The organism is Polaribacter gochangensis (genome assembly GCF_046224025.1).
GTDB classification, from domain to species: Bacteria; Bacteroidota; Bacteroidia; order Flavobacteriales; family Flavobacteriaceae; genus Polaribacter; species Polaribacter gochangensis.
This window is the reverse complement of record NZ_JBJXRF010000001.1, coordinates 516,013-530,819: the sequence shown is the minus strand read 5'-3', so window position 1 is coordinate 530,819 and position 14,807 is coordinate 516,013. Positions and strand designations below refer to the sequence as shown.

Genomic DNA, 14,807 nt, shown 5'->3' with positions numbered 1-14,807 from the left:
TTTTGTCTAAAAGTTTATCAATCGAAATCAGATTAACAAAACTCGTCGTATGCTTGTGCTAAATTTTGTGCTATCATTTGAGCAGATCTTCCTTCAATGTGATGACGCTCTAACATATGCACTAAATTACCATCTTTAAACAATGCAATTGCTGGAGAAGACGGAGGAAAAGGAATCATATATTCTCTTGCTTTTTGCGTAGATTCTTTTTCTACACCTGCAAAAACAGTAGTTAAGTTTGTAGGAACTTTATCGGCTCCTAAAGAAGCAATAGCTCCAGGTCTTGCTGTTCCGGCAGCACAACCACAAACTGAGTTTACCATTACTAAAGTGGTTCCTTCTTTTGCCAAAGCAGTATCAACATCTTCAGCCGTATATAAAGCTTTAAAACCAGCGTTTACTAATTCGTCGCGCATTGGTTTTACTAATTCTTCTGGGTACATAATCTATAAATTTTAAGGTACAAAGATACAGATAAAAATTAGGAAACAAAACAAACAGAAACTAACAAACTGTTAACTTTTATAGAAAGCAATTATATGTATCTTTGAGGCATTTTAAAACGATAATTGAATGGGAAATTTTACCAAATGGTTAGGTGCAGGATTGGGGTTTACGTTGGGCGGACCGATTGGAAGCATAATTGGATTTGCAGTAGGAAGTTTTGTTGATGGCTTTTCTAAAGAAGATATTTTAAAAGAATTTCAAGAAAGTCAATCAGGGAGAACTTCTGGAAACACACAATCTGGAGATTTTGAAATTAGTTTACTGATTTTAGCATCTGTAGTTATTAAAGCAGACGGAAAAGTAGATCAACGTGAATTGGATTTTGTGCGTTCACAGTTTGTTGGAATGTATGGAAAAGAACGTGCAAACCGTGCGTTTAAGTTATTTAGTGGAATTATAAAGAACGAAGTATCTGCGCATCAAGTTTGTGTGCAAATTCGCCAACATATGCCGCATGCTTCAAGATTGCAATTGATTCATTTTTTATTCGGAATTGCAAAAGCAGATCAATTTGTAACAGGTTCTGAAGTAGAGGAAATCAAAAAAATTGCAGGCTATTTAAACATCAATCAGTACGATTATGAGTCTATCAAAGCCATGTTTTATGATGAATCTGATAGTGCATATAAAATATTAGAAATCACAAAAAAATCTTCTGATGATGAGCTTAAAAAAGCCTATAGAAAAATGGCAAAGAAATATCACCCAGATAAATTACAAGATTTAGGGCCAGAACACATCAAAGGTGCAGAAGAAAAGTTTTTACAGATTCAGAATGCCTATGAGAAGATTAAAAAAGAACGCGGGATTTAATAAGGAGCCATTTTCAATTATCAGTAACAGTATTCAGTAGCAGATTACAGTTAGGATGCATTTATTATTGTCTCAATCATTTTGCAACTTTACCACTTTGAGCCTTTGAAGCAATACAATTTTTCAAACTTTCAGACAATCAAACGTATAACAAGTAACTTTTAGTCTTTTCAACTATTAAAAATTAGAGGAAAATCCTTAATTTCGCACTTCCAATAAAGAGCACAAAATAATGAGCGCAAAATTTGCTGAATATAAAGGACTTGACTTACCAAAAGTTGCAGACGAAATCTTACAATCTTGGGAAGAAAATAACATTTTCGAAAAGAGTATCACTTCACGTGAAGGAAATGAACCATTTGTGTTTTTTGAAGGGCCACCTTCTGCAAACGGTTTGCCTGGTGTACACCACGTTTTAGCAAGAGCTATTAAAGATATTTTTCCGCGTTATAAAACCATGAAAGGTTTTCAAGTTAAACGTAAAGCTGGTTGGGATACGCACGGTTTACCAGTAGAATTAGGCGTAGAAAAAGAATTGGGAATTACCAAAGAAGATATTGGAACCAAAATTACTGTTGAAGAATACAACGAAGCGTGTAAAAAAGCAGTAATGCGTTATACGGATATTTGGAATGACATGACCAAAAAGGTTGGTTATTGGGTAGATATGGAAGATCCATATATAACCTATAAATCAAAATACATGGAATCTGTTTGGTGGTTGTTAAAGCAAATTTACAGCAAAAAATTGATGTACAAAGGCTATACAATTCAGCCGTATTCTCCAAAAGCAGGAACAGGATTAAGTTCTCACGAATTAAATCAACCCGGAACCTATCAAGATGTTACAGATACAACAGTTGTAGCGCAATTTAAAACGATAAAAAACACATTGCCAGCATTTTTACAAGTTGATGGCGATGTACACTTTTTAGCTTGGACAACAACTCCTTGGACCTTGCCGAGTAATACAGCTTTAACAGTTGGATCAAAGATTGATTATGTGTTAGTTGATACTTTTAATCAATATACATTTGAGCCTACAAAAGTGGTGTTGGCAAAAAATTTAGTAGGAAAACAATTTAGCGGAAAATTTAAAGCTGCTGAAAGTGTTGAAGAGTTAAACAATTATAAAGAAGGTGATAAGAAAATTCCATATTTAGTTTTAAACGAATTCAAAGGAAAAGATTTAGTCGGAATTAAATACGAGCAACTATTAAAATATGCGTTGCCATACGAAAATCCAGAAAACGCTTTTAGAGTAATTTCTGGAGATTTTGTTACCACAGAAGACGGAACAGGAATTGTACATACAGCACCAACTTTTGGAGCAGATGATGCCATGGTTGCTAAACAAGCAACACCAGAAATTCCGCCTTTATTAGTTTTAGACGATAATGGAAATCCAGTTCCGTTAGTAGATTTGCAAGGAAAATTTAGACCAGAATTGGGTGAGTTTGCTGGTAAATATGTAAAAAATGAATATTACAATGATGGCGAAGCGCCAGAAAGATCAATAGATGTTGAGCTTGCCATTAAATTAAAAGAAGAAAACAAAGCCTTTAAGGTTGAAAAATATGTGCATAGTTATCCAAATTGTTGGAGAACCGACAAGCCAATTTTATATTATCCGTTAGATTCTTGGTTCATTAAAGTAACTGACGTAAAAGACAGAATGCACGAATTGAACGAAACGATCAATTGGAAACCAGAATCAACAGGAACAGGTCGTTTTGGAAATTGGTTAAAGAATGCGAATGATTGGAATTTATCTCGTTCTCGTTTTTGGGGAATTCCGTTGCCAATTTGGAGAACAGAAGATGGTAAAGAAGAAATTATCATTGGCTCTGTTGAAGAATTAAAATCGGAGATGGCAAAATCTGTTCAAGCAGGTATGATGTCTGAGGATATTTTTGCTGAGTTTGAAGTTGGAAATATGTCTGAAGAAAACTATGATAAAATCGATTTACATAAAAATGTAGTTGATAAAATCACCTTAGTTTCTGCATCAGGAAAACCAATGAAACGTGAAAGTGATTTAATTGATGTTTGGTTCGATTCAGGATCTATGCCGTATGCACAATGGCATTATCCGTTTGAAAACAAAGAATTAATTGACAATAAAGAGTTTTATCCAGCAGATTTTATTGCAGAAGGAGTAGATCAAACAAGAGGTTGGTTTTACACATTACATGCAATCGGAACGATGGTTTTTGATTCTGTTGCTTATAAAAATGTAGTTTCAAACGGTTTGGTTTTGGATAAAAACGGACAAAAAATGTCGAAACGTTTAGGAAATGCAACAGATCCATTTGAAACGTTGAAAACTTACGGAGCAGACGCAACGCGTTGGTATATGATTAGCAATGCAAATCCGTGGGATAATTTAAAATTTGATTTAGAAGGAATTGCTGAGGTGCGTCGTAAATTCTTCGGAACGTTATACAACACGTATTCGTTTTTTACGTTGTATGCAAATATTGATAATTTCACCTATGCAGAAGCAGATGTTCCGTTAAATGAACGACCAGAAATTGATCGTTGGATTTTATCAGAATTACATTCACTTACAAAAAGAGTAGATGCATTTTATGCAGAGTACGAACCAACAAAAGCAACCAGAGCAATTTCTGATTTTGTGCAAGAGTATTTAAGTAATTGGTACGTAAGATTGTGTAGAAGACGTTTTTGGAAAGGCGACTATGAACAAGATAAAATTTCCGCATATCAAACATTATACACGTGTATGTTAACTGTCGCAAAATTAAGTGCTCCAGTTGCGCCATTTTTTATGGATAGATTGTACACAGATTTAACACATACAACTCAAAAAGAGCATTTCGAATCGGTACATTTAGCAGAATTTCCAACATATGACGCATCATTTATTGATGCTTCTCTAGAACGAAAAATGGAAAATGCGCAAACAATTTCGTCTTTAGTATTATCATTAAGAGCAAAAGAAAAAATAAAAGTGCGTCAACCACTACAAAAAATTATGATTCCGGTTTTGGATGCACAACAGAAAGAAGAGATTTTAGCCGTTTCTGATTTGATAAAACACGAAGTAAACGTAAAAGAAATTGAGTTGTTAGACGATGCTTCAGGTATTTTGGTGAAGCAAATTAAGCCAAACTTTAAAACATTAGGGCCGAAATTTGGACGCGATATGAAATCGATTTCTAACGCAATTCAAAACTTTAGTCAAGAAGATATTATCAACATCGAAAAAGATGGTGAACTTTCTATCAAAATTGACGAAAAATTGATACATTTGGAAATCTCAGATGTAGAAATTTCATCTAAAGATATTGAAGGTTGGTTAGTTGCAAATGCACACGGATTAACCGTTGCTTTAGATGTAACTATTTCTGAGGATTTACGCAAAGAAGGAATTGCCAGAGAATTGGTCAATAGAATTCAGAATTTACGTAAAGATTCAGGTTTTGAAGTTACAGATAAGATACAACTTACCGTGTTAAATTATCAAAATTTACAAGAATCAGTACTAGAAAATAAAGCGTATATTATGAGTGAAACATTAACCCAAGAGATGGTTTTTGTGGATTCATTAAACGATGGACTAGAAGTTGAATTCGACAACATCAAAAGTAGAATATTAATTAATAAAATGTAAGAGTTATGTCAAATAACATCGTTAGATATTCAGATGATGACTTACAAGAGTTTAGGGAAATTATTGAAAAGAAAATTGCAAGAGCAAAAGAAGATTTAGCTTTATTAGAAAGCTCGTACAAAAACAATGCAGACAACGGGACAAATGATACGTCTCCGTCATTTAAATCTTTTGATGAAGGCTCAGACACCATGTCTAAAGAAGCGAATGTACAGCTGGCAATTCGTCAAGAAAAATTTATAAGAGATTTAAACAACGCACTACAACGCATAGAAAATAAAACATACGGAGTTTGTAGAGTAACCGGTAAGTTAATTCAGAAAGAACGCTTAAAGTTAGTCCCGCATGCTACACTTAGCATCGAAGCTAAAAGAAAACAATAACTAAAAAAGCTTCCAAATATTGGAAGCTTTTTTTAAGTCTAATATATAGAGTATCCATGTCCAAAAAAGCCATCGCAATTACTACCGTTTTTTTAGCATTACTTATAGATCAAGTAAGTAAAATTTATATCAAAACAAATTTTGAAATTCAAGAAAGTGTTCGTGTTTTCGATTGGTTTAGAATTCATTTTACCGAAAATAACGGAATGGCCTGGGGATTTGAATTTGGCGGAAAAGCAGGTAAATTGTTTTTAACGTTATTTAGAGTAGTTGCTGTAGTTGGAATTATTTATTGGTTGCGAAATACCATTAAAAGAAACGCGCCAACTGTTGTTGTTTTAGCAATTGCTTTAGTGCTTTCTGGTGCATTTGGTAATATTATAGATTCTGTTTTTTATGGAGTAATATTTGATGCTCCTGCTCATGGAACGGCAACACTTTTTGCAGAAAATCCGTACGGAGAATTATTTCATGGAAGAGTAGTTGATATGTTATATTTTCCAATTTACGTAGGTGAGAAGTTCACTTTTTTCAACGCTATTTTTAATGGTGCAGATTCTTTTATCACAATTGGTGTAATCTTATTATTCATTTTTAATAAACAAGCTTTTCCACCTGAAGAAAAAGAGAAAAAGCCGGTACTATAATTCTATTGCCAGTTCTATTAATCTTTTTTGAATTCCGTAAATAACCAAACCAGCAACATTTTTAGAGGCTGTTTTTTGCAATAAATTATTTCGATGCCCTTCTACAGTTCTTTTACTTATAAATAATTTTTTTGCAATTTCAGCAGTAGTAAATTGTGCGCAGATTAATTCTAAAATTTGACGCTCTCGCTTTGAAAGTAGCTTTTTATCTAAATCGCTTTTTATCTTTTTACCACTTGAAGAATGTATCGTTCCTTGTATTGTTTTTAGTACTTTTTCATCATAATAAAAGCCTTTTTCAAACACTTGATTTATGGTGTGAACTACCACTTTAGGACTTGTGTTTTTTAATAAATAGGACGATGCTCCAACATCAATCATATTTGTAATAAAAGAGTTACCATCGTAACTGGTAAGTGCAATAATTTTTATTGATGGATACTTTTTATGGATGATTTTTGTGGTTTCTATACCATTTAGAATAGGCATTTTTAGATCCATTAAAATAACATCAGGTATATTTTTAACATCAAGAGCGTCTATTAATTCTTGACCATTTTTTGCTTCAAAAAGAACCTCAAAATTCTTTTCTCTTTGCAAGAGAAATGAAATTCCTTCTCTAAAAAGTTGTTCATCATCTGCTAAGGCGATCTTTATTTTCATAATCTTAGGGGATTAAATATGTATTATAAATGTTGCGCCACTTTTATTTTCACTGCTAATTTTTAATATTCCATTTAATAATTCAACTCTACTTTCTATGTTTTTTAGACCTAAACCTTTTTTAAGCTGAGACTTTTTTGTGTCAAAACCAACACCATCATCAGAGTAGTTTAAATATAATTTTGAATTACTTGTTTCAAGCACTAAATTAATGTTTTTTGCTTTACCGTGTCTAATAGAGTTGTTAATCAGTTCTTGTAAGATTCTAAAAAGATGTAATTCTTTGGTTTTGTTTAGATAATCTTTTTGGTATTTTAATTGATAGCTAACCACTACTTTTTTACTTGTATTATAATCGTCTGCCAATTCTTCAATAGCAGATTGCAACCCAAATTTATCAAGAATAGGCGGTAATAAATCATGTGCAATTTTACGAGCACTTTGTAAAGTTCTGTTGGTTATATTTATGTTGCTTTTAACAACTTCTGAATATTCTTTTACTGATAAACCGCCATCTAAAAGTAAATTAGAATTAAGATGAATTACATTTAATTTAGAGCTAATATCGTCGTGTAAATCTTGAGCGATACGTTTTCGTTCATTTTCTTGAGTAAGAATTGTTGCATGAATTAACTCTTTTTGGTGTTTGATTTCTGCAGACTTTTTTTCAAGTTCTTTTTCAACAATTTTTTTACGTGAAATAAAGAAAAAGAAAAATAGCGCAACCGCCATTAATAAAAGTAATAATACACCAATAAGAACAATGGTAATTATTTGATTCTCTTGAGAAAACAATTCCTCCATTTTTTTAAATCTTTTAGGTTAAAGCAGCTTTTGTTCTAAAATGTTTATACCAGTCTACAAAAATCAATAATTGATATAATATGTATAAAACTGCATTTGTATTCCAAATTAACATCTTTGTCGAGCCTTTAATATTTCCAGCTGTAAAGAGTAAAAGACTACACAAAAAATATAAAAACATCCCAGAAACAATAAAAATAAATCTACTGTCTGAACCTTCAATTTTTTGAATAAAAAATAAAAAACAAAAGATAATTAATGGGATTGATGTTGAAACAATTTCAAAAATATTAAATTTATCATAGCTTGTAGGATCTACAATATAATAGATGCTAAGCGCTACTAATACAATTAGTATAACGATTGAAATTATTTTTTTAAGAATTCTTTTCTTTAAAATTTCTCTAAAAAAGAAACTTAACAAAACAAACTTCCCAATAAAAAAATAATGGGATAAAAAAAGATTATTTATGCTATAATGACTAAGATAACTTGAATATAATTGAAGAATTAAACTGCCAATTAGATATAGTGTAAAAATTTTTATAGGTGTTGACCTTAATCGGTAATTCCTTAAAAATAAGACTGTATTTAATGCCAATAAAAAATAGCCAATATAAACTATTGTAATTTGTATACTCATTAAAATAAATTATCCATTTAAAGGACTATCTGGGTCGCAATAATCTGGACAAGGTTGAGTCATATCATAAATATCATCATCACCATCACCTAATTTACTTGGATTTACAGTCGAAATCATATCTTTATTATTTTTATCAACACCAACAATCATTAATTTTTCTTCGTAAGTGATTTCCTTTGTTTTTGGATTCACAGTTTCTTTAACACCTAAATACGCTCTAACACTCTTAACTCCGTCTTCAGCTAAGACTTCTTGTAAATCAATTTTAGGAATATTAAAAGCTCTACACTCGTTATATTTATTGTATGTAGACTCTAAATTTCTCCAATTTTTTGCCCATGTCATTGCTGTTTTTAAAGTGATTGTGTTCTTTTTTTTCATGATAATAAGTCTTGGGTTAATAATAACCATAAATGTAGTAATTATTTTAAAGATAGTTTTAAAAAGCAGCAGTAAAAATGGTATTTTCGTAGTATGTCTAATGCCATTGAAATTCAAATAAAGTCGTTACCAAACTCTCCAGGTGTATATCAATATTTTGATATAAACGATGTTATTATTTATGTTGGTAAAGCAAAAAACTTAAAAAAAAGAGTTGCTTCTTACTTTACCAAAAACCACGAAAATGGTAAAACCAGAGTTTTAGTAAAGAAAATTGCAAGCATTAAACACATTGTTGTAGATACAGAAACAGATGCATTGTTATTAGAAAATAACCTGATAAAAAAGTATCAACCAAAGTACAATGTGATGCTAAAGGATGATAAAACCTATCCGTGGATTTGTATCAAAAAAGAACGTTTTCCAAGAATTTTTTTAACTCGAAATGTTGTTAAAGATGGATCAGAATATTTTGGTCCATACACATCCGTTAGAACAGTAAAAGCACTATTAGATTTAATAAAAGAATTGTACACATTAAGAACTTGCAAGTACGATTTAAGCAAAGAAAAAATTGCTGCAAAAAAATATAAAGTTTGTTTAGAATACCACTTAGGAAACTGCAAAGCGCCTTGTGAAGATTTACAGTCAGAAGAAAATTACCAGTTAGATATTTCTGCTATCAGAAATATTATAAAAGGAAACTTCAAAGAATCTTTAGAGAAATTTTCTGAGTTGATGCAAGATTTCGCTGCTAAAATGGAGTTTGAGGAAGCGCAGAAAATAAAAGTAAAATTAGAACAATTATCAAATTACCAAGCAAAATCTACCGTTGTAAATCCGACTATAAATAATGTAGATGTGTTTTCTGTTATTTCTGATGAAAGCTTCGGGTATGTTAACTTTTTTAAGATAGCAAACGGCTCCATCATTCAATCTCATACATCAGAAATTAAGAAAAAACTTGACGAAACAGACAAGACTTTGTTAGAATTGTCAATTATAGAAATCCGTCAACGATTTCATTCGCAATCTAAAGAAATTTACGTTCCGTTTGCTGTTGATGTTGGTGACGATATAAAAGTAACCATTCCAAAAACTGGCGATAAAAAAAGAATTGTAGAACTGTCGATAAGAAATGCGCGCTATTTTAGACAAGATCGATTTAAGCAACTAAAAATTGTAGATCCAGACCGGCATGCAAACCGAATTATGTCTCAAATGAAAACAGATTTACGCTTAAAAGCAGCACCAAGACATATTGAGTGTTTCGATAATTCTAATATACAGGGAACGCATCCTGTTGCTGCTTGTGTAGTTTTTAGAAATGGAAAACCAAGTAAAAAAGAATACAGACATTACAATATTAAAACCGTGGTTGGTCCAGATGATTTTGCATCGATGGAAGAAGTAGTTTTTAGACGCTATAAACGGCTATTAGCAGAGAATGAATCGTTGCCCCAACTCATTATTATTGATGGAGGAAAAGGACAGTTATCATCTGCATTAAAAAGCTTAGATGTTTTAGGATTAAGAGGGAAAATTGCCATTATTGGTATTGCAAAAAGATTGGAAGAAATTTATTACCCAGGAGATTCTGTTCCGTTGTATTTAGATAAAAAATCGGAGAGTTTAAAAATAATTCAGTTTTTAAGAAACGAAGCACATCGATTTGGAATAACACTTCATAGAAATAAGAGAAGCAAAAGCGCAATTCAATCAGAATTAGAGCAAATACCTAGTATTGGTAAGCAAACAATTACAAGATTATTACGTAAATTTAAGTCGGCAAAAAGAGTAAAAAGTGCAACTTTAGAAGAGTTAGAATTGGAAGTTGGAAGCTCAAGAGCTAAAATTATAGTTGAATATTTCAATAATAAATCATAATGAAAAAGTTATTTTTTATATTTCTAATGACATCAATGCTTGTTTTTTCACAAAAAAAGCAACCAAAAATTGGTTTGGTTTTAAGTGGTGGAGGCGCAAAAGGATTTGCACATGTTGGAGTTTTAAAAGAAATAGAAAAAGCAGGAATTCAAATAGATTATATTGGCGGTACAAGTATGGGTGCTATTGTTGGTGGTCTGTACGCTGCAGGTTATAGCGCTAGTCAAATAGAAAAAATTGTTATTGAAACCGATTTTTATAATTTATTACGAGATTTGAATACTCGAAAATCCAAACCTTTTTTTGAAAAAGAACATGGAGAAAAATATTCGTTAGTTTTACCTATAAATAAAGGTAAAATTGGCTTGCCACAAGGAGTCTCTAAAGGCCAAAATGTATTGAGTTTTTTAACACAGTTATTGTCACCCGTAGATTCTATTACAGATTTTTCTAAATTACCAATTCCGTTTTTTTGCATTGCTACAGACGTAGAAACCGGAGATCAAGTAAAACTTACCAGTGGCTCTTTGCCTTTGGCATTAAGAGCAAGTGGCTCGTTTCCTACATTGTTAAACCCAATAGAAATTAATAATAAATTATTGATTGATGGTGGAATTGCTAATAATTTTCCTGTTGATGAAATGAAAAAAACAGGCGTTGATATTATCATTGGTGTTGATGTGCAATCAAAGTTGTTTCATAAAGAAAATATTAAATCTGCGTTAGATGTTTTAAATCAAATTTCTAGCTATCAGATGTATAAAAAAAATCCAGAAAAAATTGCAATTACAGATGTTTATATTCATCCAGATATTTTTGAATACAGTGTTGTTTCTTTTGATAAATCAAAGGAAATTTTAGCAAAAGGAACTAAAATTGCCAAAAATTTTTCTAAAACGTTTGATAGCATTGCTAAGCTTCAATTGGTAAAAAGAAAACCAATAAATTTGGTTCATAAAGACTCTAAATTTATTGTTCATAAAATAGAAATTAATGGAAATAAAAATCATACTAGAGCGTATGTTCTTGGTAAATTAAAACTTCAAGAAGGAGATAAAATCAACTATAAAGAGTTAGCGACTAAAGTGAGTAACTTGTCTGCTACAGATAATTTTAAGATGATTAACTTTAGTGTAAAAAATACTTCGGATGGACAAATAGTACAATTAAACATTATAGAAAAGAAGCTAAGTGCAAGTTTAAGATTAGGTGTGCATTACGATTTAGTATACAAATCTGGAGTTTTAATTAATGTAAACAAAAAAAACATTTTATCAAAAAACGATGCTGTTTCCTTAGATTTTGTTGTTGGAGACAAGCCAAGGTATGATTTGCAATATTTTGTAGATAATGGATTTTATTATAGTTATGGGTTTAGTTCTAGATATAATAGTTTTCAAACCACTATTAAATCGAATGTTCCAGGCATCAATTTAATTAATTTGCAATACAGAGATTTTACAAACAGAGCGTATATTCAAACAACTTTTGAAAGAAAATTTGCAATAGGGTTGGGGTTAGAACATCAAAAATTACTTTCTCAAACAAAAACAATTTCTACAAGTACAAACGAACCTTTTGTTTTTGATGACAGCGATTACTTGAACCTTTATTCGTTTTTAAAGTTAGATACTTATGATGACAAGTATTATCCTAAAAGAGGATTTTTATTAGATGCAAGATTTAAATGGTATATGACTTCTACAGATTACAATAAAGATTTTATTCAATTTTCTCAAGTAAAAGGGAAAATAGGTTTTGCAAAAAGCTTTAAAAAGAACTTTACGTTTCTATTCGAATCTGAAGCAGGATTTACTCTTGGCGATGTAACTTCAAAAACCTTCGATTTTTTATTAGGTGGATATAACCAAAATTTCATCAATAATTTTATTCCTTTTTATGGATATGATATCAATGCATTGTCAGAACAATCATTTTTAAAATCTACTTTTAATGTAAGATTTGGTGTAACAGACAAACAATTTATTCATTTTTTAGCAAATTATGCAAGAGTAGATAATAGTGTTTTAAAAGGGGGTGATTTATTTAATGATACAAAATCTGGGTATGCTTTTGGATATAGTATCAATTCTATTATTGGTCCAATCGACTTAAAATACTCTTGGTCTCCAGACACAAAAAAATATTACTGGTATTTTAATTTAGGATTTTGGTTCTAAAGAATAACAACAAAAAAACCGCATCGTTTTAAAACGATGCGGTTTTTTATTTTGATAAAAGTAATGCCTTACTTGCTTTTTTTATAAAATTTATATTGCAAGTATTGGTAAGCATCTCTAGGTAATATATCAATCCACTTTTTGTATTTAATAAACCATTTAAATCGGATAGAAGAAACACCTTTTGTAAGGTACGCGGCTACAAACGGATGCGCATTAAGCGTAATCTTTTTGTAGTTTTTTCCGCTAGATATAATTCTTTCTAACTCAATTTCGATTTTATCAATTAAAACAATTGGAGCTTCCACTTCTCCATTTACATTAGGATTTGGTTCTCTTGTTTTAATTTCTAACTCTGGTCTTACTCTTTGACGAGTGATTTGCACTAAACCAAATTTACTTGGTGGTAAAATTTTGTGTTTTGTTCTATCATAAGACATTTCATCTTTCATATATTGATAGAGTTTTTGTCTATTTTCTGCACTTTGCATATCAATAAAATCAACCACAATAATTCCACCCATATCACGTAACTGTAATTGTCTTGCAATTTCTTTTGCAGCAATCATGTTTACTTCTAAAGCAGTATCTTCTTGAGAATTTGCTTTATTAGATCTGTTTCCGCTATTTACATCTATAACGTGCAGTGCTTCGGTATGTTCAATTACCAAATATGCACCTTTACTCATAGATACTGTTTTACCAAAAGAAGTTTTTATTTGGCGTTCAATACCATACTTCTCAAATATTGGAGTTTTTGATTTGTGTAGGTTCACAATATTTACCTTTTCAGGATAAATTTCTTGTAAATAATCTTTAATTTCTACAACTAAAGTCTCGTCATTTGTAACAATGTTTGTAAAAGAATCATTCATTACATCTCTTAATATAGATGATGCTCTGTTTAATTCACTCAATATTTTTGTTGGAGTGTTTGTGTTTGCAATGCTTTTACACATGCCTTTCCAACGATCTAAAGAGTTTTGTAAATCCCGATCTAACTCTGCTACTTTTTTATCTTGAGCAACAGTTCTTAGAATTACACCAAAACCTTTTGGTTTTATGCTTTGGGCCAATCTTTTTAAACGTTCTTTTTCTTTTGGATCTGCAATTTTTTGTGATACAGAAACTCTATTAGAAAAAGGAACTAAAACTAAAAATCTACCAGCTATAGATAGCTCAGAACTAATTCTTGGTCCTTTGGTAGAAATAGGTTCTTTTACAATTTGTACTAATGTGTTTTGTCCTGTTTTAAGGACGTCGTTAATGCTTCCGTCTTTGTGTATATCTTTCTCAAAGTCGAAATTTTTTAAAGTGTATTCTTTATAATTACCTGTGCTTACTTTCTTAAGGAATTTTGATAATGAGTTTACTTGTGCACCTAAATCATGATAATGTAAAAAGCCATCTTTAGGATAACCAACATTTACAAAAGCAGCATTTAAGCCTGATAAAACTTTTCCGATTTTAGCAATAAAAATATCGCCTACAGAAAACTTGTTATCGTTTGTCTCTTTATTTAATTCTATAAGTTTACCATCTCTTAGTAAGGCAAAATCAATATCAGATGAACTTGAACGAATAATTAATTCTGTTTTCATTCTGAATTTGGTTTTATACTACACTTAATTGTGTAGATGGATTAAAATAATGTTACAGGGTTTTTGCCTGTATGAAGTGTTTAAACTTCTTGTCAATGAACGTTGTTAAGCTTTTAATGCAAATGCAGAAAAAGTAAGCGATGCTTACTTTTTCTTATGTCTGTTTGCTCTTGCTCTTTTCTTACGTTTGTGTGTAGAGATTTTTGCTCTCTTTCTTTTTTTACCACTTGGCATAATTAGATTGTTTTGTTAAGCCCCAAAAAAGGGTTAGATTAATACTTTTATTATTTTACTAATACGTTCTTTTTTACTCTTTCAGTAAATGTTTTCGCTGGCTTAAATGCAGGAATATTGTGTGCAGGAATCTTAATTGTTGTGTTTTTAGAAATATTTCTACCTGTTTTTTCAGCTCTAGTTTTAATAATAAAGCTTCCAAAACCTCTTAAATATACATTATCTCCTTGCTCTAATGCGCCTTTAACCTCTGTCATAAATGCTTCAACTGTTGCTAAAACATCTGCCTTTTCAATTCCAGATTTATCCGAAATTTTTGATACGATATCTGCTTTCGTCATGTTAATATATTTGTATGTTTGTTTTTAATTTTAAGCCTGCAAATATATGATAATTAATCTATTCCAAAAACTTAATCCATTAA

At 30.9% G+C, this 14,807-nt stretch carries 12 protein-coding genes; 6 read left to right on the top strand and 6 right to left on the bottom strand.

The window, feature by feature from the left end; translation table 11 throughout:
* Window positions 1-32: 32 nt before the first annotated feature.
* Window positions 33-443 carry a BrxA/BrxB family bacilliredoxin gene (locus tag ACEWL1_RS02455; RefSeq protein WP_409231696.1) on the bottom strand — a complete coding sequence of 137 codons (411 nt, stop codon included), beginning with the start codon at window positions 441-443 and terminating at the stop codon, window positions 33-35.
* A gap of 130 nt (window positions 444-573) precedes the next feature.
* Here ACEWL1_RS02455 and ACEWL1_RS02450 point away from each other — a divergent pair, with 130 nt between their 5' ends.
* The 4 genes from ACEWL1_RS02450 (at window position 574) to ACEWL1_RS02435 (ending at window position 5,987) form a co-directional block, all read left to right on the top strand.
* Window positions 574-1,320: a TerB family tellurite resistance protein gene (locus tag ACEWL1_RS02450; protein WP_409231695.1), complete on the top strand. Its 747-nt coding sequence runs from the start codon at window positions 574-576 to the stop codon at window positions 1,318-1,320.
* A gap of 232 nt (window positions 1,321-1,552) precedes the next feature.
* Window positions 1,553-4,957, top strand: a complete 3,405-nt coding sequence (gene ileS / locus ACEWL1_RS02445; protein WP_409231694.1) for an isoleucine--tRNA ligase — start codon at window positions 1,553-1,555, stop codon at window positions 4,955-4,957.
* A 5-nt stretch (window positions 4,958-4,962) separates the two neighbouring features.
* Complete coding sequence (locus ACEWL1_RS02440) at window positions 4,963-5,340, top strand: TraR/DksA family transcriptional regulator (RefSeq protein WP_409231693.1); 378 nt, start codon at window positions 4,963-4,965, stop codon at window positions 5,338-5,340.
* 56 nt (window positions 5,341-5,396) lie between these two features.
* On the top strand, window positions 5,397-5,987 hold the full coding sequence (locus ACEWL1_RS02435; protein ID WP_409231692.1) for a lipoprotein signal peptidase: 591 nt from the start codon (window positions 5,397-5,399) through the stop codon (window positions 5,985-5,987).
* Here the strand turns inward: ACEWL1_RS02435 and ACEWL1_RS02430 are convergent.
* From ACEWL1_RS02430 to ACEWL1_RS02420, 3 genes are all read right to left on the bottom strand, one after another.
* Window positions 5,982-6,650 (bottom strand): response regulator, encoded by a 669-nt coding sequence (locus ACEWL1_RS02430; protein WP_409231691.1) that lies wholly within the window; start codon window positions 6,648-6,650, stop codon window positions 5,982-5,984. The two genes, ACEWL1_RS02435 and ACEWL1_RS02430, sit on opposite strands and share 6 nt — an antisense overlap.
* 12 nt (window positions 6,651-6,662) lie before the next feature.
* Window positions 6,663-7,454, bottom strand: coding sequence for a sensor histidine kinase (locus ACEWL1_RS02425; RefSeq protein ID WP_409231690.1), 792 nt, complete (start codon window positions 7,452-7,454; stop codon window positions 6,663-6,665).
* Between the two features lie 652 nt (window positions 7,455-8,106).
* Window positions 8,107-8,481 (bottom strand): hypothetical protein, encoded by a 375-nt coding sequence (locus tag ACEWL1_RS02420; RefSeq protein ID WP_409231689.1) that lies wholly within the window; start codon window positions 8,479-8,481, stop codon window positions 8,107-8,109.
* A gap of 93 nt (window positions 8,482-8,574) precedes the next feature.
* Between ACEWL1_RS02420 and uvrC the strand changes: the two genes are divergently transcribed.
* Together uvrC and ACEWL1_RS02410 are read left to right on the top strand one after the other, a co-directional pair.
* A complete protein-coding gene (gene uvrC / locus ACEWL1_RS02415) occupies window positions 8,575-10,368 on the top strand; it encodes an excinuclease ABC subunit UvrC (protein WP_409231688.1) in 1,794 nt (597 codons plus the stop codon).
* Window positions 10,368-12,548 (top strand): patatin-like phospholipase family protein, encoded by a 2,181-nt coding sequence (locus ACEWL1_RS02410; RefSeq protein WP_409231687.1) that lies wholly within the window; start codon window positions 10,368-10,370, stop codon window positions 12,546-12,548. Before uvrC ends, ACEWL1_RS02410 begins: the two co-directional genes overlap by 1 nt.
* A 68-nt stretch (window positions 12,549-12,616) precedes the next feature.
* On the opposite strand, the gene ACEWL1_RS02405 is transcribed toward ACEWL1_RS02410, so the two are convergent.
* Together ACEWL1_RS02405 and ACEWL1_RS02400 are read right to left on the bottom strand one after the other, a co-directional pair.
* Entirely contained in the window at window positions 12,617-14,149 is a 1,533-nt protein-coding gene (locus ACEWL1_RS02405; RefSeq protein ID WP_409231686.1) for an Rne/Rng family ribonuclease, read from the bottom strand.
* Between the two features lie 284 nt (window positions 14,150-14,433).
* Window positions 14,434-14,724 carry an HU family DNA-binding protein gene (locus ACEWL1_RS02400; RefSeq protein WP_409231685.1) on the bottom strand — a complete coding sequence of 97 codons (291 nt, stop codon included), beginning with the start codon at window positions 14,722-14,724 and terminating at the stop codon, window positions 14,434-14,436.
* Between the last annotated feature and the right edge of the window lie 83 nt (window positions 14,725-14,807).